Consider the following 21,222-nt stretch of genomic DNA (forward strand, 5'->3'; position numbering starts at 1 on the left):
GGAACTTAGCGGTCGATCCGGAGTCTGCGCATCCTGCGATAGAGGTTACCGCGGTCGGTGTGGAGCTGGCGGGCCGCCTCGGCGACGTTCCCCCCGGCGCGATCGAGGGCGCGCTGGATCACCTGCCGTTCGAAGGCGTCGAGCCTGTCGGTGAGGCTCAGAGACTCGTCGTCCGCGTACCCCGCACCATCCGACGAGGTCGTGGGGCTCGGGTCCAGGAGAGCACGCACCTCGTCCGCGCCGACTTCGGCTCCGGAATGAAGAATGGTGAGCCGCTCGACAATGTTGGCAAGCTCGCGAACGTTCCCCGGCCAAGAGTGACGCTGCAGGGCGTTCAGCGCAGCGGGAGTGAGGCGAGGAGGGCGCAGGGCTATGCGGCTTCGCTGGCGCTCGAGCAGATGGCTCACGAGCTCCGGGACATCCTCGCGCCGTTCCCGCAGGGGCGGTAGGTGAAGGGGGATGACGTGCAGGCGGAAAAAGAGGTCTTCCCGGAAGCGTCCGGCAGCCACGTCCGCCCGCAGATCGCGGTTGGTGGCGGCGAGCGTACGGACGTCGACGCGCAGCGGTGTGCTCCCTCCCACCCGCTCGAACTCGCCCGTCTCGAGCACCCGCAGTAGCTTCGCCTGCGCCTCGGCTCCGAGATCCCCCACCTCGTCCAGCAGGAGGGTCCCACCGTCGGCGAGCTCGAAACGACCGCGTCGGCGCTCCGTAGCGCCGGTGAACGCCCCCCGCTCGTGCCCGAAGAGCTCCGACTCCACCAGGTCCCGCGGGATGGCGGCGCAGTTGACGCGGATGAAAGGCTTTGCTGCCCGCGGGCTGAGTCGATGGATAGCGGACGCCGCCAGCTCCTTGCCGGTCCCGCTTTCCCCGGTGATGAGCACCCGAGCATCGGTTGCGGCCACCCGCTCGATCAGCTCGCGTACTTGCTGCATCGTCTCGCTGCTGCCCACCAGCTCGTCGTCCGCACCGAGCTCCTCGCGCAGGGCCTCGTTCAGCGCCCTCGCCTGGCGCAGCTCCAGCGCCGAGCGGACCGTCAACAGCAAGGCGTCGGGCGAGAGCGGCTTCTCCAGAAAGTGGAAGGCCCCGAGCTTGGTGGCGCGCACGGCGTCCGAGAGCGAGGCCTTGCCGCTCATCATGATAATGGGCAGGTCGGGTGCCGCCGATCTCAGGTCAGGGAGTGTCTCCAGCCCTGTCCCGCCGGGCATCACCAGATCCAGGAGCATCACGTCCGGCGCTTCGGCCTGAACTGCCGCCAGCCCCGCCCTCCCGGAATCCGCCTCCCGCACGACGTACCCCTCCGCCCGCAGCACGCTGGCGATCATCCGCCGCAGGTTCGCTTCGTCGTCGACGATCAGGATGGAGGGCATTCTGAAGAAGCTAGAATCCGCGCCGCCGTTCTTCTCCCTTCTCACGACCCCGAATCGGAATCTCCACCACAAACTCCGCCCCTCCCTCCGGCCGATTGCGCGCTTCGATCCACCCTCCGTGGGCCTGCACCGTCCGGCGCACGAGGGCGAGGCCGAGGCCAGTGCCCCGGGACTTGGTGGTGAAGTCCGGATCCCAGATGCGGTCGAGCTGCTCCTCCGGAATCCCTGGCCCCGTGTCCATCACCCGCACGCTCACGATGCCGTTGTCGCTGGAGAGGGCGACGCTCACCCGCCCGGGTCCGCCGCCCAGCGCCTCCACCGAGTTCAGCAGCAGGTTCGCGAAGGCGCGGGACAGCGCGTCGTGATGGGCCTGCACTCGGGGAATGTCGGGCGGGGCCATCAGCTCGTGATCGATCTCTGAGGGCAGATGGGTGCGTAGCAAATAGTCGAGCTGCTCGACCAGGTCCACCTCGCTGGTCGGCCCCTCCGGAAGGTGGCCGAAGTGCGTGAAGGTTCGGGCCAGCTCCTCGAGGCGAGCCGATTCCGCGGTAGCCACCTCGAGCGGCTCTCGGAGCGCTGGCTCGTCCGCCGCCCCGCGCTCGATGGCGCGCAGAGCGAGCTGGAGCGGCGTGAGAGAGTTCTTCAACTCGTGCGCGACGCTGCGCGCCATGGTGACCCAGGTGCGCGCGCGCTCCGCCTCCAACGCCCGGGCGCGGGAGAGCTTCAGCTCCTCCACCATGTTCCGGAAGGCATCCCGCAGCACCGCGAACTCACCCGGAGCGTCGCTTCCTGAAGCCGGGGGTGGCAGCGGCTCCTCCCGAGCGACCAGCTGTGACCAGCCGACCAGCTCTCGGATCGGACGGGAGAGCAGGCGCGCCATGCGACGCGAGGAGCGGAGGGCGAGCAGGACCAGCAGAACGGCGAAGAGGAACGCCACCACCGGAATGATCCGCAGCACGCGGGCGTTCAGGTAATCCCACAGCCGGGACTGCTGCAATGAGAAATCGAGCACCGCCCGATGCTCGCTCGCCGCCTCCGCCAGCGCCGGGTCGCCGCTCGACTCCGCCAGGTCGAGAAGCCGCTGGCCGCTGGCCCGCACCTGCTCCCACGCCGCCGGCGACGTGTGCAGCTCCACTACCTGCGAAAGTACGTACGTCCCCAACCCCAGCAGGATCAGCGAGGGGAGTAGCGAGAAGAGCAGCAGCGCCAGCAGCAGCCGGCGCTCGAACGAGCCGCGAGGGGAAGGCACGAGTCCAGGGCAATCGGCTGTCAGCTATTGGCGATCGGTCATTCGGTATCCGTTGTCCGCTTTTCGCTATCCGTTTTTCGGTTGTCAGGTACCAGGTGTTGGGTGTCGGGATCAGATGACAGAAACTAGAAGTTACCTGAGCCGGGCGTCAGTCGTTTGTCGATAGGAGTCGCGCACTGGGTGTGGCGAGGCTGCGCTCGCGCTGTGAAGTTCGGGCGGATGATAGCGCGATCCCCCGAGGTCGTCACAAGCGACTGCTCGCAAATCGGGGTAGAACCGCTTCAACATCTCTAATCTGTTTGATGTCTTCTTCCCTGTCGTCTCGCTATCCGCTGCGGCGGCACCGCTTCGAGCACGGCGACTTCCGGGTCGAGCTGGTCGGACCGGAGTCGCCGGAAGCGCTCATCGACGAGTCCGCCTTCAACGTGGACGAGCGGTTGCCATACTGGGCAGAACTCTGGCCGTCGGCGCGGGCGCTGGCCGAGGAGCTGCTCGATCGGCCCACACCGCGGGGGCCGGTACTCGAGCTAGGGTGCGGTCTCGCGCTTCCCTCGCTCACCCTCGCCTGGCGCGGCGTCCAGGTGGTGGCCTCGGATTACTACCCCGAGGCGCTCGAGTTCGCCACCGAGAACGCGCGCCGGAACCAGCTTCCGCCACCGGAAACACTGCTGCTCGACTGGCGTGACCCCCCGCCCGACCTGCCCCAGTTCGACCTCGTGATCGCGGCGGACGTCCTCTACGAGGCCCGCAACATCGAGATGATCATCAACCTCCTGCCGAGAGTCCTCTCGCCTGCGGGCTCCTTTCTGCTGGCGGACCCTGGTCGTGCGCACTTCCCTCGATTCCGCAAGCGCCTGGGCCCGGCCGGGTGGACCATTGGCGCGGAGGCCACCCGCTTCGTGCCCGGACCCACCGAGCGGCCGATGCAGATCCACCTGCTCACCATTCGTCGCGGCTGACCGGTTCGCCACCACCCTCGCTTCACAACCTGGCACCCGCCTTCCTGACCGGCTTTCCTGCACGGTTCCTTTACCGACCTTCCCACTCGGCTCTCTTGCAGGACCTACCTACCTCGTCCGAGGCCTCCACCACGCCTCCTGGATCTCGACTCGAACCCCCACCGGATGTTAACTTTTATTCTTTCTTGCACTTCGTGCGACTTCAGAGCATCACTGCGGAATGATCGAGCGGCGACAGAGCGTAACCGTTGAGGTCGGCGGTGTTCCGGTCGGCGGCGGGCACCCCGTGGTCGTGCAGTCGATGACCAACACCGACACCGCGGACGTCGAGGGGACGATTCGGCAGGTCGCCGCCCTGTGGCGTGCCGGGAGCCAGATCGTGCGGGTCACCGTCAACAACGACGAGGCTGCGCGTGCGGTTCCCCACATCGTCGAGGGGCTCGACAAGCGCGGCGTGAGTGTCCCCATCGTGGGCGACTTTCACTACAACGGCCACCTGCTGCTCACCCGCTACCCGGATACCGCCGCGGCGCTCGCCAAGTACCGCATCAACCCCGGTAACGTGGGGGCCAAGCGGCGCGACGAGAACTTCGCCACCATCATCGAGCAGGCACTGCGGCACGACAAGCCGGTCCGGATCGGCGTCAACTGGGGCTCCCTCGACCAGGCGCTCCTGACCGACATGATGGACGCGAATGCCGCTCGACCGGAAGCCGAGCGGCTGGACGCGCAGGAGGTGCTTCGCGCCGCGATGATCGAGAGCGCACTGCGCTCGGCGCGGCTGGCCGAGGAGATCGGCCTGGGGCACGATCGCATCATCCTGTCCGCCAAGGTGAGCGGAGTGCAGGACCTGATCAGGGTCTACCAGCGTCTCGCGGCCCTCTGCGACTACCCGCTGCACCTCGGGCTGACGGAGGCGGGGATGGGAACCAAGGGCATCGTGGCCTCCACGGCCGCCCTCGCCATCCTGCTGCAGCAGGGCATCGGCGATACCATCCGCGTCAGCCTGACGCCCAGACCGGGAGGCGACCGCACCGAGGAGGTGCACGTCGCACAGCAGATCCTCCAGTCTCTCGAGATCCGCAGCTTTGCCCCGCAGGTAACTTCCTGTCCGGGCTGCGGCCGCACCACCTCGACCTACTTCCAGAAGCTGGCGGAGGACATCCAGACCTATCTGCGCGATCAGATGCCGGTCTGGCGGCAGACGCACCCCGGCGTGGAGGAGATGAAGGTCGCGGTGATGGGGTGCGTGGTGAACGGTCCGGGCGAGTCGCGCCACGCGAACATTGGCATCTCCCTGCCGGGCACCTTTGAGGAGCCCAAGGCTCCCGTCTACGTGGACGGAGAGCACGTCACCACCCTCCGGGGCGACCACATCGCCGAGGAGTTCCAGCGCATCCTCGACGAGTACGTCGAGACCCATTACCCCGCCCGGAAGGCCGCCTCGGCGAGCTGAGGCGCGCCGGCGCACGCGGGCACTGCATCAGTCAGCCCGCGCCGGCGCTCCACCGCGCGCCCCTCCACCCTGCACGGGCGCCCCTCCATCCGCGCGGGCACGGCGCTCCCGAACTTCCAGCTACATCCGCATCCACGCAGATACACCCACGCCACCCGCGCGGCGGTGGGGAGCCCGTCACGCACGAGCTCGCTGGAGCTCGCCATCGTTCCGACTGGCCCTCGAAGAGCTGCCAACGCCTAACTGGCGTTGAAGATGCATTGCCACCGCCCGGCATCCCCCCTTCCTACCACCGCCAGCATGACACCACAGAACAAGAAGGAAGCGGAGCTCCGCGAGCGGATCATCGCAACGATCCGGGAGGCCGGCGCGGAGGCCGCGTCGGTCGTCTTCCACGACTACCAGACGGGCCGGCACTTCAGTTACGACGGCGATCGCTGGATGCACGCCGCAAGCACCATCAAGGTGCCGGTACTGGTCGGCGTCTTTGCGGCAATCGAACACCAGGACCTCACCCTGAGCTCCCGGATCCACGTCCGCAACCGCTTCTACAGCGTGGTCGACGGCTCGGCTTATCGCGTGGAAGCCGGCCGCGATGCCAATTCGGAGGTGCACGCTTACATCGGCAAGACGATGCGGCTGGTGGACCTGGCCCGGCACATGATCGTCACCAGCAGCAATCTCGCCACGAACCTCCTGCTGGACGCGGTGGGGATCGACCAGGTGCGCAAGACCCTGGACGACTTAGGGGTGGAGGGGGTCGAGCTGCGGAGGGGAGTGGAAGACGAGCGAGCTTTCCAGGAAGGGATCAACAACCGGGTCACAGCGGAGGGTCTGGTGCAGGTCCTGCGCCTCATCGAGGAGCGCCGCGCTCTCTCTGCCGAGGCCTGTGACCAGATGCTGGAGATCCTGCACGCCCAGGAATTCCGCAGCGGCATCCCCGCGGGTCTCCCCGACGACGCCCGGGTGGCGAACAAGACCGGAGAGATCTCGACCGTGGCGCACGATACCGGGCTGGTCTACCTGCCGGACCGGAAGCCGTATGCCCTGGCCATCCTCACCGAATGGTCGCCCAACCGCACCTCCGGGCGACGGGAAACGCTCGCGAACATCTCGCGCGCGATCTACGAGCACCTCACCGAAGGAGAGGACTGATGGCGCTGCTTCCTTCCCTTCCTCTCCCGATTGTGGATGGGTTCGACCTGGACCGTCGGCAACGGGAGGTGCTGCGCCCCTCGGAGTGCGTGCACGATCGCGCCGGTCGTTCCCGGCGGCTCCCACGCTACTTCTATGAGGTGGCCCGCTGGGAGGAGGCGCTGAAGACGCAACTCACTCCGCACTTCGGGCTGTGGGAGCTGATCGACGTCGACTTCCGCGAACACCCCGCAGCAGCGAGCTTCCCCCGCTACATCCCCTGCGCGATTACGCTGCTGGCAGCCCACCTGGAGCTCTTCCGCCTCCGCGTCGGCACCATCGTGCGGGTGGCGGCGAACGGCGGGTACCGGTCGCCCGGGCACGCTCTCTCAACGGTCGCCTCACCGCACATGTGGGGGACCGCGGCCGACATCTACCGGATCGGCGACGAGCTGATGGACTCGCGTGAACGCATCGAAAAGTACACGCGCCTGGCTCGCGACGTGCTTCCCGGGGTGTGGACTCGCCCGTACGGCGAGGCGCCAGGCCATGCTTTCGATCATGTTCACGTGGACCTGGGGTTCGTCACGGTCGTACCGCACGACGCCCCGGATGCAGTCGAGATGGATGTATGAGCGCTCCGCGGGACGGATCGGGGGGGAGCGGGGAGAGCGAACCTAACCGCGCGGGAAGCCACGCTGGAGAGTCGACGAAAAAGGCAGGAAAGGACGAGCTCCCTCCGGGACGACTCCAGCTTGCCGCAATCGGGCTAGAGGCCGAGTTCTCCCTGGTGGTGGATGGTCGTCCGGCGAGGCCGGAGCGGGTTTTCGGTGACCCTCGCTCCTTCCTGGGCGGGGGGCGGATGCACCGCGTCGGAACCTCTTACCACCTCAACACCGGCGGAGCGGTCTACTTTGATACCGGGGTGATCGAGGTCGCCACGCCGGTGATCGAGATCGCGCGCGGGTGCGCTGCCCGGGCTGGTCGGTCGCTATGGGAGGGGGTGCTCGAGGTGCGGAGCGCGCTGGATCGGTGGGAGCGTTCGACGCGGCACGACGCACGGCTGGTCGGCTTCAGCACCCACTACAACATCTCCTTCGAGCTTCCGCGCGCCCTGCGCGCCAACGGACGCTCGGTCGAAGACCTGGCGCTGGTCCTCACCTACCTCCTCCCGCCCCCGGTTATGCTGCTGGCCGCCAACCCTCGCTCTACCGGGATCGGGGTTCGACCGCGCGGCGACCGCATCGAGGTCACCGCCGACTTCACCCCCAGCCCCTCGTTGATGATCGCCACCGCGACCCTCATCACCGGCATCGTGCGGAGCGTGATGAGATGGCCGTCGTTCGAGCTCGTGCAGCTCGAACAGCGCGGCCTTCCGGTCATGCGGGATTTCAAGCCGATCCCGCATACCTCACGGCAGGGTTGGCTCGCGCGAAAGGACTGTTATCCCCGCAACCCCTTTCGCGCGGACATCGACGAACCGTCCTGGGCGGTCACCAGCGGGGAGACGTTGAGCCTGCGTCAGATCGCCCGTCGCACTGTCCGCTACTTCTGGCGTGTCATCCAACAGCTGTCCGACCCTTTCACCTTCCGCCTGATCGGCTCGGTGATCGGCAGTCGCGCTCCTTCACTCCTGGAACTGCCCGACCGCCCGGTAGGGTACGAGGACGTCGGCCGCCTGTGCACCTGGGACAATCTCTTCCCGGAGCACAAGCTCTCCCGCTCCCTCTACGAGCGCGTGCTCATCCGAGCCATCTCCGGCCAGAAGCTGCGCATGCATAGCCACTACTACACCCCGGTGCGCATGCAGGGGTGGACGCAGGTCGTCTTCCGCCGAGACGACAACGGCTCTCTCCACACCTTTCCCATCGACTACCTGATCCGACACCTGGAGAGCTGGGAGCGGGTTTCTTGAGGTTTCGCTGGGTGGTGCGTGCAAGCTGATCCGCGCGACGAGAGGCAACAGTTCCGAGGACCGCGGACCCGGTCGCACGATATACGTGGCCATGTGCGGGCCGCGGACGACCCGAGACAAGCGGTCAACCCCGTCGTCAGGCGACAGAAGCGCCCAGCGCCTGCAGCAACTTATCGTGAATCCCTCCGAATCCTCCGTTCGACATGATCAGAACCACCTCATTCCCCTGTCGCTCCGCGACCAGGCGATCCACGATGGCGTCGACTTCGGGAATGTAGTCGGCGGGGGTGCCGGAAGAGCGCAGCGCCTCCACCACCGCGTGTGGGTTCAGCGCGCTGCCGTCGGCGTAGCGCTCCGGGTGGAAGAGGCCTGCCAGGATGACCCGGGAGGCTCCGGTAAAGGAACGAATGTAGGGCTCCTCGAACTCCTTGCGCTGCGCGGTATAGCTCCGAGGCTCGAAGACGGCGATCACCGGCCTGCCCATGAAGCGCTGCCGCGTTGCTTCGATCGTCTCGCGCACAGCGGTCGGGTGGTGGGCGAAGTCGTCGATCACCGTCACCCCTCCCACCTCTCCGCGCACCTCCATCCTCCTCCGCACGCTGCGGAAGGTCCTCAGGCCCTCGATGATCCTCTCGGCAGGCGCGCCTGCGGTAGTGGCCGCCGCGATGACCGCCAGGCAGTTCCGCACGTTGAAAGCGCCGGCCAACGGCGTCTCCACCTGCCCCCAGTCCTCGCCATCACGGAGCACCCGGAACCGGGTGGCCGTGGTCCCGAACTCGACGTCGGCGGCGGTCCACCGCGGCTGCGGACCGAGCGGGGGACGCTGCAGGGTCGAGCTCGTGCCCACCACGTCCCTGCGCCGTAGCGCGGGCTGCGCCGGTGGTGTCGAGGCGGTCTCCCCGGTCGCAAAGGCGAAGCCCTCCACCGGCGCCCAGGATGCTTCAGCCAGCTCCCTCACCAGCGGAGAATCCCACCCGGCGATCAGCCGTCCATTGCCGGGGATCAAGTTGACGAAACGGGCAAAGGCCCAGACGTACGCCTCCTCGTCCCGGTAGATGTCGGCGTGATCGAATTCGAGATTGTTGACGATCGCGATCTCCGGCAGGTAGTGCCACATCTTCGGACCCTTGTCGAAGTAGGCGGTATCGTACTCGTCCGCCTCGATCACGAAGATGTCGGAGTCGGTGAGCCGGAAAGAGGCGCCGAAGTTCTCGGCGATACCCCCGATCAGAAACGACGGGCGCATCCCGGCGACGTCGAGAACCCAGGCCAGGACGGAGGTGGTAGTGGTCTTGCCGTGGGTGCCGGCCACCGCCAGCACGCGCCGCCGGCGCAGAAACTCTTCCTTGATTGTCGCCGCCGCCGACGTGTATGGTATCTTGTGATTGAGCACCGCCTCCAGCTCTGGATTCCCGCGGGAGATGGCGTTGCCCACGATCACCATGTCGGGAACCGGGCGCAGGTTTTCAGGGCGGTACCCTTCCGCATACTCGATCCCCAATTCCTGGAGCTGCGTGGACATCGGGGGATAGACCTGGGAGTCGGAACCGGTCACCCGGTGCCCCGCCGCACGCAGCAGTCCCGCCAGCGAAGCCATGGCAGTTCCGCCGATTCCAATGAGGTGGTAGTGCACCGGTGCGGTAGTTGCTATCATTTTTGTCTTCCAATCGTTCTTACCAAGAGGTGTCAGGCGGGCGACTGTTCAGACTCCCCCCCGGCACGCGCTTCTTCCACAACCCTATTACTGCCGAGGAGTACGATGTTGAAGAAATCGCTCGCCGCGACCGCGTTGTTGGCGATAGGAATGTCGGCCCTCACCGCCTGTCTGGACGATGCGACGGGTGTCGATTGCCAGCCGTTCAGCAACCAGGTCACCGGCACTTCGGGCGACACGGTCGAGACCCAGATCGGGCTTCGCTACCTGCAGCTCGCGCAGGGGGCGTCTCAGCAGGAGTCACGCTGGTGCTCCACCCTGCAGGTCGAGTACACCGGCATGCTCGAGGACGAAACCGAATTCGATTCGGGCACCCTGACCTTCACCCCGGGAGTCGAGAACCTCATTCCCGGCTTCGTATTCGGCGTGGTCGGGATGCGCGTCGGCGAGCAGCGGCGGCTGTTCATTCCGCCGAACCTCGCCTACGGGAACCAGGACGTCCGGGATCCGCAGACCGGCGACGTTGTGATTCCCGCCAATTCGGACCTCATCTTCGACGTGGAGCTGATCGCAACTCAGTGACGCGCCGGTCGTGACCGACCCGCCGCTGCGTATCACCGAATCGGTCTCCATCCCTCGATCTGAGCTGTCTTTCCGGGCCTCGCGGGCAGGAGGCCCGGGTGGGCAGCACGTGAACACGTCCTCCACCCGCGTCGAGCTGGTGTGGGACGTACTCGACTCGCCCAGTCTTACCGAGCAACAGCGAAAAAGGGTGCTGGATAAGCTGGCCAATCGGATCAACTCCGAGGGGCAGCTCCTGCTCGCGGAGGGCGGAAGTCGTAGCCAGCTACAGAATCGCCAGAGGGTCACCGAGCGATTCGTGGAGCTGCTGGCCGAAGCGCTCCAAGTTCCCAAGGTTCGCCGCAAGACCAAACCGCCAAGGTCCGCACGCGAGGAGCGGTTGAAGGCCAAAAAGCGCCGTTCGGAAATCAAGCGTTTGCGCGGACCGGTAGACAGCGAGTGAGCGGGCATTGCTCTTGCTTGCGGTCTGAGGTAGGGCGTTTGGTCCTGTTCACCTATCCCTGGAGGGTGGTATGTCGATCTTGTGGTGGATCATCATCGGCGGAATCGCGGGCGCAATCGCGAAGTTCATCATGCCGGGGAAGGATCCGGGCGGCATTATCGTCACCATCCTGCTCGGAATTGCCGGCGCGGTCGTAGGTGGGTGGATCCTGGGCCTGATCGTGCCGGGACGTGACATGGGCCCGACGGGCTTCATCGGGGCGATTCTCGGCGCCCTGCTGCTCCTCTGGATCTACCGGATGTTCGTGGGGCGACGCCGGCCGGCCTAGCCGCTGCTCTACGATAAGCGCCCCAGATCAGCAAAGCGCGAGGACCCCGTCTGATCTCTTTATCATCTCGAGCGACGCGAGGGATCGTAGACGCACGCGATCCCTTCGCTGGCACTTCAGAATGACAGGCTGTCACACGGGGCCTTCGCGCTTTCCTTTTTTCAGCCACCCGCCTCTCCTACCGCCGCCGGCGCGACGCTCGATTCCCGCAGCATCTCCTCCATCCGCGACAGGCACCGCGACAGCTTCTTCCCATAGGGTCCCGCCAGAGCGTCAGGACTGAACAACGAGCCCAGCGGGGTGGAGCCGCTTGCGACGAACGGGACGGCGCTGTCGTAGAGGGTATCCACGAAGTGCACCCAGCGCAGCGCGTCGGAGAGTCGCGGAATCGCACGCACGTCGCGCACGAACAGCGCCTCGATCCGGTCGACCATACCCTTGAAGCGGATCGGATGCACGCGTCCGAGGGCAGCGAGCAGCTCGCCGAAGTCCGCGAGGAGCGCGCGCGGGCCGGCGCCCGCCGCCAGCTCCTCCAACCTCTCAGCGCTCAGGAAGTAATCCGTGCCGGGCGAGGCATCGAACCGCCTGTGGCGATAATCCTCTCCCTCGATGCGCACGACCTCAAAGACGGAAGCGAGCTCCTCCACCTCTGCCAGGAAGTCTTTCTGGCTGAAGCGGCCGGCCCCCAGCTCCAGCGGCAGGGTGTTGGAGGTCACCACCACCCTCACCCCGTCGGCGATTGCGCCGCGCAAGAAGGCGAGCGCGAGCTTGAGGTTCCCGGGATCGTCCAGCTCCCACTCGTCAACCGCCGCTAGCCGCTGCGTGGAGAATGCCCGCCGCGCCTCGTCGACACCCGCCAGCCCGATAAAGTAGACCAGCTCGTCGAAGGTGAGGTACGCCTTAGGGTAGGGTGCCTCGTGCCACAGGGCCGCCAGCAAGTGCGTTTTGCCTACGCCGAAACCGCCGTCGAGGTAGACGCCGTAGCCAGACCCCGGCCGTCGTCGCCGGAGGCCAAGTCGCCCGAACAGACCTGAAGGAGCGGCCAAGTCGCGCAGCTCCTGCGCCAGTCGCTCGAGCCGTTGCGCGGCAGACGTCTGAGAGGGATGGAGGGGTGCGTAGTTGCCGAAAAGCTTATCGCTGAAGCGCGCGGAGGGAACGAAGCTCCCCAGTAGCTCCTCCAGACCGGGGCGCGGCGGGAGCGAGCCGACCAACTGATCGAGATCCAGCACAGAGCTACACCCGCCGGCTCCGCCAGAGATAGAAGGAGGCGATGGAGCGCCAGGGACGCCAGCGCTCCCCCAGCGCCTCGAGCTCCTTCCGGCCAGGCCGTTCCGCCAACCCGTATGCCTGCTGAACGGCAATCCGCAACCCGAGATCGTCGACGGGGAGAACGTCAGGCCGGCGCAGGGTGAACATCAGGACCATCTCTGCCGTCCAGCGGCCAATCCCCTTCACGCGAACCAGGTGCTCGATGACCTCGTCATCCGTGAAGGAGTCGAAGCGATGGGGCTCCAGGGTGCCGTCCAGCCAGCGGGTAGCGAGGTCGCGGAGGTAGACCACCTTGGCGCGAGACAGGCCGCACGCCCGCAAGGTCTCGTCGGGGAAGGCGAGGATCTCCGCCGGCGTAGGACGACGGCCGTCCGGCCCCAGCGCTTCGATACGCCCGAGAATGGTCGCGGCCGCCTTGATCGAGAGCTGCTGACTCGCGATCGCGTCCACCAGCGACCACCAGAGGTCGGGCTCGTGCGAGGGCTCGAACGGCCCGATCCGGTCGATCAGGTCGCGCAGCACCGGGTCGGACGCGCGCAGCGCTTCGACCGCCTCCGGCGGCATGCTGGTTCGCTCCGGACGCCGTGTGCTCAATGCGAGTTCTCCCTGCTCAGCTCGATCATGCGCTCACGCGTCAATCGATAGGTGTACCATTCCTCCAGCCGGCGACCCCCCAACCGCTCGTAGAAATCAATCGCCGGCTCGTTCCAGTCCAGGACCATCCATTCCATGCGGCCGCACCCCTCCTCCACCGCCCGCGCCGCAAGATAGCGAAAGAAAGCCCGTCCCACTCCACGTCCTCGCGCCTCGGGAAGGACGAAGATGTCCTCCAGGAACAAGGTGGGCCTGGCCAGGAACGAAGAATAGGTGTGGTAGGTGATCGCATACCCCACCGCTTTCCCGTCCAGCTCGGCCAGGTAGGCGTGGAAGCGCGGCTGCTCCCCGAAGCCGTCGCGGCGTAGCCGCTCGCGGGCTTCCGCGTCAGGGGGCTCCAGCTTCTCGTACTCGGCCAGCGCATCGACGAGAGAGATGAAGCGTTCGAAATCGGCGGCCGTGGCCGGACGAATAGAGGTCATTCCGTCCGCTCGAAGGGAGTCTGGAAATCGAATTACGAATTACGAATTACGAATTACCAATTTTGAATTTCGAATTTTGAACTGAAGATTCCCATTCGCGGCGAATCGTGTTCTAACAGCGGAGCCGGACGCGAGCTCGAATCCGTAATTCGTAATCCGTAATTCGTAATTCGTAATTCAAAACTCAAAATACAAAATTCAAAATTCTTTGTCGGCCGCCCATGCCCGCCACGTGTCCTCTGCCAATCCCACCGTCACCTCGGTGCCGCGGCGGACCAGAGGGGTGCGGAGGAGGAGTGGATCTTCCACGAGGAGAGGGAGGATCCGGGATTCGGGGAGGTGGGCGACGTGCAGCCCTCGATTGCGGAACTGCTTGGAGTCGCGATCGAGCAGCGCCTCCGGCCCGAATCGGCGCGCGAAGCGCTCCAGCTCCCGCAGAGAGGCGGCCTTCCGCGTCAGGTCGACGTAGTGGATCTCGGCCCGTCGCTCCTTGAAGAAGCGCAGCGCCTTCTGAGTATTCCTGCACTTCGGGGTTCCGAAGATCTGGACGTTCATGCGCGCAAGCCCTCCCTGACCGGACCGACTCGAGCCATCCGCGCGACTACGCCTTCCACTGCTCCCCAACAACGCTCCAGGCCAGGATCACGTTGACCGGAAGGATCAGTGCGATGACCTCACCGTTGACCTGGTCGATGCCGGGAAGCAGTTGGAGGACGAAGCCCAGCAGCGAGAATCCGGCCAGGGCGATGGCCGCGTACTTCGTCGGACGCCGGGCCCAGCCAACCCCGTACACCGCGGCAGGAATCAGCACGGTCAACAGCAGTGCGATCGGGTCGAACTGGAACAGATTCTCGTTCCGGTGTGCCGCCACGTGGTTGGTGAACGCCCAGAGCCCGACCAGTAGAGCACCCCCGACCCCCACCAGCAACGACCAGAGGCTGCCCAGCGCGGCGAAGCCAAAGCGCCCGATGGCGCTACGCCGGCCCAGCAGCGCCAGGCCCCCGATCACCGCGGCCACCACCAGCCCGATCGCCAGGAAGCCGAGCGTCCAGGCAGGCGGCGCCTGTCGATCCGGCCCACGCCCGACCGCCTCGTAAAGAACTCGCTCCGAGCGGACCAGGGGACGCGGATTCCCCTGCTCGTCGGCCACGGTGAGCTCGCTCACGCGTTCGCGCACCTTCTCCGGCAGGAACATCTCCTCCCAGGCGTCGATCGGTCGGTCCGCGGCCGGGCCGAGACCGGCATTCAGCGCCGCGTAGACGATCGGTAGCCCGGCCATCAAACGCCGACTGTGCCAGCGGTAGGTGGTACCGGTCTCCACGCCTTCGGTCGCTTGGCGAAGCCGGCCCCCGAGTACCCGGTCGAGTGCATCGCGGATGCGCGTGGAGCAGTTGTCCCGGAAGTAGTCGTACAGGTACTCCCTGTTCTCCGGAAGGGCGTTCCACTCCAGGAACCGCGCCAGCTCCGCCTTCTGCGGTCCGGTGAGCGCCAGCTCCTGCGCGACCACCGTGCGGTTGAGGTAGCCGTACTGGTACAGCGTCAGCTCCATGTCGGAAACCGCGAGCTGGTACAGCCAGTTGCCCTTGATGAAGCGGCTCCAGTACCCCGGCGAATTGAAGTCGAAGACGCCGTAGTTGTAGACCCGGTCGATCCCGCGCAGCTCGTCTCGGATCCAGAGCGCGTTGTGCCCGTACTTTTCCCACACCGCGTCCCCCGTCCCCATGGTCAGGAGGTAGACGGTGAGGTGGTCCCCTTCTGTCTGGGCAGCCAGTTCGGCGCGCCCCCCGGCGCCGAGCAGCGCGAACAGCAGGGCAATGAGGATGGGAAGTTTTTTCGCCACGGGAGCAACGGGCTGGGTTGAAGCCGATTGTTCGGGGCGACAAGGTAGGGTGTTAGGGCGGAAGGCGCTAATGGAGGCAGGGAGTCAGGAGTCAGGAGTTAGAAGGTAGGAGGTAGGAGTTGAGGCGTCAGAGGGTGAAGAATGGAAGTTAGAAGCCAGGAGCCAGGAGCCAGAAGCAAGAAGCCAGGCACCAGAACTCGCATCTTCTGGCACCCGGCTTCTCCCTCCTGACTCCTAACTTCTAACTCCTAACTCCCTGCTTCTGGCTTCTGGCTCCTGGCTTCTTGCTCCCTGCCCCGTCTCCACCAGCCAGCCTCAGCCGTCAAACCCTCCCTTCCTCATCATATCCTCGAACAACCCGAAGAGCTGCGGATCGAACATCTTCTCCGCGTCGCGCTGCATCAGCGCCAGCGCCTCTTCGCGGCTGTACGCGGGGCGGAAGCTGCGAGGGCTCGTGAGGGCATCGTAGACGTCCGCCAGGCTCACGATGCGGGCCGAGAAGGGGATCTCCTCTCCCGCCAGCCGATCCGGATAGCCCGTGCCAGCCCACTGCTCGTGGTGGCTGCGCACGATCGGCCGCACCTCGTCGGGGAAGTCCAGCTGCTTCGCCATCGAGTCGCCCATGATGGTGTGCACCTTCATGAGCTCCCTCTCCTGCTCGTTGAGGTCGTCCGCCTTGCGGAGAACTTCCTCCGGGACCGCCATGTTACCCAGATCGTGGATGAACGCCCCGACCCGCAGCCAGGTCAGATCCCAACCGGTCATCCCCACTTCGCGCGCCAGCTTGGTGGCGTAGTCGGCCACTCGCTGGGCGTGGCCCACCTGATACGGATCCTTTGCTTCCGCCAGGTTAGCGCCCCACCCCTTCACTGCCGGCAGATACAGCTCCTTCAGACGCTCGAGGCGGCGCTCGATGTCCAACACCTCCCGTTCGGCTTTCAGCTGCCGGAAGAGCTGCAGGGAACGGTTGAGATAGAGCACGCCCTCCTGCTTGCGCTCTTCCTCCAGGTGCAGCAGCGCCCACTCCAGCTGCGTTTCCGCCTGCAGCAGTCGGTTCTGGCAGGCCTCCGCCATCCCCAACGACAGGGCAAAGTGGGTGTCCGACTGCTCCGGCTTACCCGTCTCGCGGTACAGGATCCCGTAGAACTTGTACGCTTCCGCGATCGCGCTCTTCGTGCGCAGCCGATGGAAGATGTGCAGCGATCGATCTACGCTTTCCTGCGCCGCCTGAAAGCGACGCCGCTTCAGGTGCAGCTCCGCCCGGTTCAGCTCGATCCGGCCGGTCATCACCGCATCGCCGGTGCGGCTGGCGATGTCGCTCGCCTCCCCGAAGCAACTGTCCGCCGCGTCCCACTCTGCCAGGTCCACGTGCGCCATCCCCATGTTCATCAGCGCACGCGTGGCCGAGAAATCATCTCCCAGCCGGCGGTACCGATCCAGGCTCGACCGGTAGCTCAGCAGGGCCATCGCCACGTTCCCCTGAATGTTGGCGATGATCCCCAGGTTCATGTCGATGAGAGCCACCAACCGCTCCTGACCTACGTCCTCCGCGATCCCGCGGGCTTGCAGAAAGAGATCCGCTGCCAGCTCGAGGTTGCCTCGCAACAGCTCCACCCCGGCCTGGCTCACCAGCGCCGAGCCTACCTGCTCGCGCAGACCGGCAGCCTCCGCCACCGTTCGGCTCGCCTCGAATCTTTCCCACGCCCCTTCGAGATTGCCGCGCTCGGCCTGCACGGTGCCCATCCACCGCAGCAGGTCGGCTCGCGTTTTCTCCTCGCCCTCGGAGGGCAGCATCTGGAGCGCGGATTCGAAGTGCGCCAACGCCTCGTCCCACGCCCCGGTCCGCTGGGCTTCCCTCCCGGACTCGATCAGGGCTTGCAACATCTAACGCTCCTCGTCAGAGGCAGTGCAAGGAAGTACAGCGGTGGTCTAGAACAGCCCGCCCAGCAGTCCTCCAAGCAAGCCGGTGACGGTCCGCGTCAGGTTGGGCCAGCCGATCCCGTACTCCGAGAAGTGCCGCAGATCGGTGCCCACCCAGCGATCGTAGTAATTCACCATCGAGGGGAGCGGCTCGACCTTCTGATCGGGCCGGATGTACATCACCTGCAGCCCGTTGACCTGGCTCGACGAGACGTTGCGCGCCCCCTCGTAGCTGAGCATCAGCCGCACGGGACGCCGGAAGCCGAGACGACCGACGTCGTTGTCCCCGTGGCGCGAAGCGGTCAGGTGGAGACGCACGTGATCGCCGTCCTCCTTCACGATCCGGAACTTCGTATCGGCGGTAACGGCGCCCTGCGGGACGAGCAGCAGGTGCTTGCCCAGCGCCAGCGTCCCGCCCGCCGGGCCGATGATCGCTTCCACCGAGCCAACCGACTCCTCGGTCTCGGCCACGACCGTGTAGCCGTTACCGAACTTCCAGCTCAGAAGGATCTGCTCCTCCTCGTGCTTCGGCTCGAGCGTCAGGCCGGAGTCGGCTTGCTCGCACCCTCCCAGGATCGCCGCCAGGGCCAACACGGCCAGCGAGGATCGGCGCATCCACTTCGATGCTTTCATCTTGTCTCCCTGTCTCTGAAAATGTCGACCAGCGTTTCGGCGAAGGAGGAGAGAACGTGCCGTGCTCGTCAATGAAATCGCCCCGGGAAGTGCAACCCCGGCATGACCTTCGGGAAGCTCGGCGGTGAACGGCCAAAGTTTCCCTGCATGCGATTATCGGCAGCGGCTCTGAAAACTTTAGTGAGGGGATACCGTGGGAAGGGCGGTCAGCGCTGTGCCTCAGCGGGGGTACCGAGGACCTCGCGGACGCGGCGGAGCAGGATGTCCGGCGTGAAGGGTTTCTCCAGGAAGGCCACACCCGATACCAGCACGCCATGCTGGCTGATTGCTTCATCGGTGTAGCCCGACATGAAGAGAACACGGAGGTCGGGATGTGTCTTCTGCAGCGCGTCGGCGAGCTCGCGGCCGCTCATCCCCGGCATGATGACGTCGGTCAGGAGCAGGTCCACGGGTTCCGAGCGGTTGGCCATGATCTCCAGCGCCTCCTGCCCGTTCTCCGCCTCGAGCACCGTATAGCCCATCCGGTCGAGCACGCGACGGACCAGCACGCGAACCGCCTTCTCGTCTTCCACCAGCAGGACCGTCTCGGTGCCTTCCACCAGGCTCGATTCGAGGCGCCGCTCCGGTACCGGGACCTCCTCGTCCACCAGAGGAAGGTGGATCCGGAACTCCGCCCCCTCTCCCGGCTCGCTCTCCACCGTGACGAATCCACCGCTCTGCTGCACGATGCCGTAGACGGTCGAGAGGCCGAGGCCGGTCCCCCGCCCCTGGTCCTTGGTGGTGAAGAACGGCTCGAAGATCCGTTGCTGGATCTCGCGCGTCATTCCCGACCCCGTGTCCCGCACGGAGAGAACGGCGTACCGGCCGGGTGCCGCCTCGCCGTGGCGCTGTGCCTGCTCGGGAGTGATCTCCTCGTTCCAGGTGCGGATCGATAGCCGCCCGCCGCTCGGCATCGCATCGCGGGCGTTCACCACCAGGTTGAGAAGGATCTGCTCGATCTGTCCGGGGTCGGCGCGGACCTGCCCGAGGTCGGGCGCACGCTCCGTGATCAGCTCCACGTCCTCCCCGATCAGGCGCCGGAGCATCTTCTCCATGTCCTTGACCGAGGAGTTCAGATCCATCACCCGCGGCTGGAGCACCTGCTTGCGGCTGAAGGCCAGGAGCTGGCGCGTGAGGGAGGCGGCGCGATTGGCCGCGGCCTGGATCTCGTGGGCGAAGGGATAGCGTGGATCGCGCTGATCGAAATCGAGCAGCAACAGCTCCGTGAACCCTTTGATCGCGGTGAGCAGGTTGTTGAAGTCGTGAGCGACGCCGCCGGCGAGCCTGCCGACCGCCTCCATCTTCTGCGCCTGCAGCAGCTGCTCGCGGCTCTCGTGCAACTCCTCCTCCGCCTGACGGCGCTCGGTGACGTCACGGGAGTTCACCACCACACCGGCCACCGCCGGGTCGTCCAGCAGATTCTCGCTCACCGACTCCAGCACCCGCCAGGAGCCATCCCGATGCCGCACCCGGGCTTCGACGGGCTGCGTGAGGTTGCCGCTGCGGATCGCCGCGTTGAAAGCCTCCCGCACCCGCGCGACGTCTTCCGGATGGATCAGGTCGAAGTAGTTGCGGCCCAGCAGCTCGTTCGGCTCGTAACCGAGCAGGCGGCGAACGGAAGGGCTGTCGAAGAGGATGGCGCCTTCCGCGTCGAGCACAGTAATGATGTCGAGGGCGTTCTCGATCAGGGACCGGAAGTGTGCTTCGCTGCGGCGGAGCGCCGCCTCGGCCTGCTTCTGCTGCGTGATGTCGCGCGCCAGGGTGGAGAGGAACTCCACCGTCCCCCCGGGCGATTTGTGCGCGAGCATTACCTGCGAGGTGGGGATCTCCCGGCCATCGGGCGCTATCAGCATCGTCTCGCCCGACCAGACCCCATCGCGGATCGCGGTGGGGATCCCTTCGCGTAGAAGCAGATCGGTGACCGGTTGCGGGAAGAGGTCGGTCACCGTGACGGAGGAGAGGTCGTCCTCGGGCTCCAGTCCCGCGACGCGGCGGAAGGCGCTGTTCACCGCCAGCGCCCGACCGCGCGGGTCGAAAAGGGCGATGAAGTCGGGAGTCGCTTCCAGGAAGGTCTGCAGCCGCCGCTGCGACTCCATGGCGTCGCGCACGGCGGTGATGTCGCGGGCGTTCACCAGGATCCCGTCGACCGCCGGGTCGTCCAGGAGGTTCCGCGCAGTGACCTCGAAGGTGCGCCACGAGCCGTCGTGGTGGCGCAGGCGGCACTCGATCGGCTCGCGACATTCCTGGCCGCGCAGCACGCGCGCCAGACCCTCCATCACGCGCGGGGCATCCGTGGGATGGGTCAGTGAGAAGGTGTTCTGTCCGACCAGGTGTTCGGGGTCGTACCCGAGCACCCGCTCCACGGAGGGCGTGACGTAGACGAGGGTGGCCCCCGGCGACAGGATCGCCAGGAGATCAGTGGAGTTCTCGACCAGCGAGCGGAAGCGGACCTGCCGCTCCTTCTCGTCGTCGCGGTGCCGACCACGCTCGGCCAGGGTGGGCTCCGCCAGGAGAGCCAGGTCATGGAGCAGCTCGATCTCGTCCGGATCCCACTCCCGCCGCTGCCGATCGGCCACGCCGAGCACGCCGAGCCTTTCGCCGACGGCGTCCAGGATCATCACGGCAGCGGCGGAGGCGACCTCGATGCCTGCGTCCGCCAGCTTCTCTTGCAGGCCACGCGAGATCAGGTCCTCAGGGTGGACCTGACCGTTCGCGGACGCGGCGGTACTGCCCAGAAGTTGGACGAGCGTGCTCTTGGCTTTTCGGCCCAGCGGCTCCTCCAACCCCCAGCAGGAGGCCAGCGACAGCCTCTCCCCCTCCTGCACCGCCAGCAGACCGACCGGCGCGGAGAGAGCGCGCGCGGCCGAGCGCGCCAGTCCGTGCAGCACGGGCGCACCGGGACCGCCGTCCGCAACGCGGCTGGTCGATGAGCGTCTGTGCTCGCGGTCGGAGGAGTCTATCGGTGGCACTGCCCCTGGCAGTAATGGTGTAACAAACTCGCGCCAGTCCGCTCCCGACATAGACGCCTACCGGAGTCTCGGCAGAAACCCCTTCTCTCTGCAACGATTCGAGTTACGTCGTTTCGGGGCCACGCACGGCGGGAACCGGGAGGGGTTCTGCTGCGGAGGACGGCTAGCGCAAGGTAATCCCCGCCGCCAGGCGAAGCAATCCTCGACGTGACTGTGATTTGCGCGTCCTGGACACGAACTGCTCCCCTTCCCTCGAGGTCGCGCCGATGCTTCAGTGACGCAGCCCTACAAGTGCGGTGCATGCGGTCAATTCGGGGCTCCGGCCCTGGCGAGGTGGCCTCCTGTGTGCGAGACTGGCAGGAGCACGGCCGTACCACGACCCGATCCAAT

Annotated in this window: 19 protein-coding genes and 1 pseudogene; 8 read left to right on the forward strand and 12 right to left on the reverse strand. The window is 66.2% G+C overall.

Annotated features, from left to right (window positions below; all coding sequences use genetic code 11):
• Nucleotides 1-5: 5 nt before the first annotated feature.
• Both VF167_02735 and VF167_02740 read right to left on the reverse strand, forming a co-directional pair.
• The gene (locus VF167_02735; GenBank protein ID HEX6924314.1) at nucleotides 6-1,367 is read right to left on the reverse strand and encodes a sigma-54 dependent transcriptional regulator; all 1,362 of its coding nucleotides are present in this window, start codon (nucleotides 1,365-1,367) and stop codon (nucleotides 6-8) included.
• Nucleotides 1,368-1,377: 10 nt separating this feature from the next.
• Complete coding sequence (locus tag VF167_02740; protein HEX6924315.1) at nucleotides 1,378-2,616, reverse strand: HAMP domain-containing sensor histidine kinase; 1,239 nt, start codon at nucleotides 2,614-2,616, stop codon at nucleotides 1,378-1,380.
• Between the two features lie 302 nt (nucleotides 2,617-2,918).
• Between VF167_02740 and VF167_02745 the strand changes: the two genes are divergently transcribed.
• On the forward strand, nucleotides 2,919-3,575 hold the full coding sequence (locus VF167_02745; protein HEX6924316.1) for a methyltransferase domain-containing protein: 657 nt from the start codon (nucleotides 2,919-2,921) through the stop codon (nucleotides 3,573-3,575).
• A 217-nt stretch (nucleotides 3,576-3,792) separates the two neighbouring features.
• Nucleotides 3,793-5,031 (forward strand): annotated as a pseudogene (gene ispG, locus VF167_02750) (flavodoxin-dependent (E)-4-hydroxy-3-methylbut-2-enyl-diphosphate synthase).
• Here the strand turns inward: ispG and VF167_02755 are convergent.
• Nucleotides 4,998-5,237 (reverse strand): hypothetical protein, encoded by a 240-nt coding sequence (locus tag VF167_02755; protein ID HEX6924317.1) that lies wholly within the window; start codon nucleotides 5,235-5,237, stop codon nucleotides 4,998-5,000. The pseudogene ispG and the gene VF167_02755 sit on opposite strands and share 34 nt — an antisense overlap.
• Before the next feature lie 94 nt (nucleotides 5,238-5,331).
• Here VF167_02755 and VF167_02760 point away from each other — a divergent pair, with 94 nt between their 5' ends.
• From VF167_02760 to VF167_02770, 3 genes are read left to right on the forward strand one after another with little or no spacing between them, the layout of a single operon-like run.
• Complete coding sequence (locus tag VF167_02760) at nucleotides 5,332-6,186, forward strand: serine hydrolase (protein HEX6924318.1); 855 nt, start codon at nucleotides 5,332-5,334, stop codon at nucleotides 6,184-6,186.
• On the forward strand, nucleotides 6,186-6,800 hold the full coding sequence (locus tag VF167_02765; protein ID HEX6924319.1) for a hypothetical protein: 615 nt from the start codon (nucleotides 6,186-6,188) through the stop codon (nucleotides 6,798-6,800). Before VF167_02760 ends, VF167_02765 begins: the two co-directional genes overlap by 1 nt.
• Nucleotides 6,797-8,080, forward strand: coding sequence for a hypothetical protein (locus VF167_02770; protein ID HEX6924320.1), 1,284 nt, complete (start codon nucleotides 6,797-6,799; stop codon nucleotides 8,078-8,080). Before VF167_02765 ends, VF167_02770 begins: the two co-directional genes overlap by 4 nt.
• 136 nt (nucleotides 8,081-8,216) lie before the next feature.
• On the opposite strand, the gene VF167_02775 is transcribed toward VF167_02770, so the two are convergent.
• A complete protein-coding gene (locus VF167_02775; GenBank protein HEX6924321.1) occupies nucleotides 8,217-9,734 on the reverse strand; it encodes a Mur ligase domain-containing protein in 1,518 nt (505 codons plus the stop codon).
• Nucleotides 9,735-9,839: 105 nt separating this feature from the next.
• Here VF167_02775 and VF167_02780 point away from each other — a divergent pair, with 105 nt between their 5' ends.
• From VF167_02780 to VF167_02790, 3 genes are all read left to right on the forward strand, one after another.
• Nucleotides 9,840-10,316, forward strand: coding sequence for an FKBP-type peptidyl-prolyl cis-trans isomerase (locus VF167_02780; GenBank protein ID HEX6924322.1), 477 nt, complete (start codon nucleotides 9,840-9,842; stop codon nucleotides 10,314-10,316).
• Nucleotides 10,317-10,326: 10 nt separating this feature from the next.
• Nucleotides 10,327-10,758, forward strand: coding sequence for an alternative ribosome rescue aminoacyl-tRNA hydrolase ArfB (arfB, locus tag VF167_02785; GenBank protein HEX6924323.1), 432 nt, complete (start codon nucleotides 10,327-10,329; stop codon nucleotides 10,756-10,758).
• Nucleotides 10,759-10,828: 70 nt separating this feature from the next.
• Entirely contained in the window at nucleotides 10,829-11,086 is a 258-nt protein-coding gene (locus VF167_02790) for a GlsB/YeaQ/YmgE family stress response membrane protein (GenBank protein HEX6924324.1), read from the forward strand.
• A gap of 161 nt (nucleotides 11,087-11,247) precedes the next feature.
• Here VF167_02790 and zapE read toward each other — a convergent pair whose 3' ends face one another.
• The 8 genes from zapE to VF167_02830 form a co-directional block, all read right to left on the reverse strand.
• Entirely contained in the window at nucleotides 11,248-12,315 is a 1,068-nt protein-coding gene (zapE, locus tag VF167_02795) for a cell division protein ZapE (GenBank protein HEX6924325.1), read from the reverse strand.
• Nucleotides 12,316-12,319: 4 nt separating this feature from the next.
• Nucleotides 12,320-12,949, reverse strand: coding sequence for a DNA-3-methyladenine glycosylase (locus tag VF167_02800; GenBank protein ID HEX6924326.1), 630 nt, complete (start codon nucleotides 12,947-12,949; stop codon nucleotides 12,320-12,322).
• Nucleotides 12,946-13,431, reverse strand: coding sequence for a GNAT family N-acetyltransferase (locus tag VF167_02805; protein ID HEX6924327.1), 486 nt, complete (start codon nucleotides 13,429-13,431; stop codon nucleotides 12,946-12,948). Before VF167_02805 ends, VF167_02800 begins: the two co-directional genes overlap by 4 nt.
• A 198-nt stretch (nucleotides 13,432-13,629) precedes the next feature.
• Nucleotides 13,630-13,986: an ArsC/Spx/MgsR family protein gene (locus VF167_02810; GenBank protein HEX6924328.1), complete on the reverse strand. Its 357-nt coding sequence runs from the start codon at nucleotides 13,984-13,986 to the stop codon at nucleotides 13,630-13,632.
• A gap of 46 nt (nucleotides 13,987-14,032) precedes the next feature.
• Complete coding sequence (locus tag VF167_02815; protein HEX6924329.1) at nucleotides 14,033-15,271, reverse strand: DUF4105 domain-containing protein; 1,239 nt, start codon at nucleotides 15,269-15,271, stop codon at nucleotides 14,033-14,035.
• A 315-nt stretch (nucleotides 15,272-15,586) separates the two neighbouring features.
• The gene (locus VF167_02820; GenBank protein HEX6924330.1) at nucleotides 15,587-17,155 is read right to left on the reverse strand and encodes an HD-GYP domain-containing protein; all 1,569 of its coding nucleotides are present in this window, start codon (nucleotides 17,153-17,155) and stop codon (nucleotides 15,587-15,589) included.
• 45 nt (nucleotides 17,156-17,200) lie between these two features.
• On the reverse strand, nucleotides 17,201-17,824 hold the full coding sequence (locus VF167_02825) for a hypothetical protein (GenBank protein ID HEX6924331.1): 624 nt from the start codon (nucleotides 17,822-17,824) through the stop codon (nucleotides 17,201-17,203).
• A 206-nt stretch (nucleotides 17,825-18,030) separates the two neighbouring features.
• A complete protein-coding gene (locus tag VF167_02830; GenBank protein HEX6924332.1) occupies nucleotides 18,031-20,832 on the reverse strand; it encodes a PAS domain S-box protein in 2,802 nt (933 codons plus the stop codon).
• Between the last annotated feature and the right edge of the window lie 390 nt (nucleotides 20,833-21,222).

Source organism: Longimicrobiaceae bacterium (assembly GCA_036375715.1).
Lineage (GTDB): Bacteria > Gemmatimonadota > Gemmatimonadetes > Longimicrobiales > Longimicrobiaceae > DASVBS01.

What these genes read in the sequence shown, in the direction of transcription:
- VF167_02790 (HEX6924324.1), top strand. Translation starts at nt 10,829, where the DNA reads ATGTCGATCTTGTGGTGGATCATCATCGGCGGAATCGCGGGCGCAATC.
- VF167_02745 (HEX6924316.1), top strand. Translation starts at nt 2,919, where the DNA reads ATGTCTTCTTCCCTGTCGTCTCGCTATCCGCTGCGGCGGCACCGCTTC.
- VF167_02810 (HEX6924328.1), bottom strand. Translation starts at nt 13,986, where the DNA reads ATGAACGTCCAGATCTTCGGAACCCCGAAGTGCAGGAATACTCAGAAG.
- VF167_02775 (HEX6924321.1), bottom strand. Translation starts at nt 9,734, where the DNA reads ATGATAGCAACTACCGCACCGGTGCACTACCACCTCATTGGAATCGGC.
- VF167_02755 (HEX6924317.1), bottom strand. Translation starts at nt 5,237, where the DNA reads ATGGCGAGCTCCAGCGAGCTCGTGCGTGACGGGCTCCCCACCGCCGCG.
- VF167_02765 (HEX6924319.1), top strand. Translation starts at nt 6,186, where the DNA reads ATGGCGCTGCTTCCTTCCCTTCCTCTCCCGATTGTGGATGGGTTCGAC.
- VF167_02780 (HEX6924322.1), top strand. Translation starts at nt 9,840, where the DNA reads ATGTTGAAGAAATCGCTCGCCGCGACCGCGTTGTTGGCGATAGGAATG.
- VF167_02820 (HEX6924330.1), bottom strand. Translation starts at nt 17,155, where the DNA reads ATGTTGCAAGCCCTGATCGAGTCCGGGAGGGAAGCCCAGCGGACCGGG.
- VF167_02825 (HEX6924331.1), bottom strand. Translation starts at nt 17,824, where the DNA reads ATGAAAGCATCGAAGTGGATGCGCCGATCCTCGCTGGCCGTGTTGGCC.
- VF167_02770 (HEX6924320.1), top strand. Translation starts at nt 6,797, where the DNA reads ATGAGCGCTCCGCGGGACGGATCGGGGGGGAGCGGGGAGAGCGAACCT.
- VF167_02805 (HEX6924327.1), bottom strand. Translation starts at nt 13,431, where the DNA reads ATGACCTCTATTCGTCCGGCCACGGCCGCCGATTTCGAACGCTTCATC.
- VF167_02760 (HEX6924318.1), top strand. Translation starts at nt 5,332, where the DNA reads ATGACACCACAGAACAAGAAGGAAGCGGAGCTCCGCGAGCGGATCATC.
- VF167_02735 (HEX6924314.1), bottom strand. Translation starts at nt 1,367, where the DNA reads ATGCCCTCCATCCTGATCGTCGACGACGAAGCGAACCTGCGGCGGATG.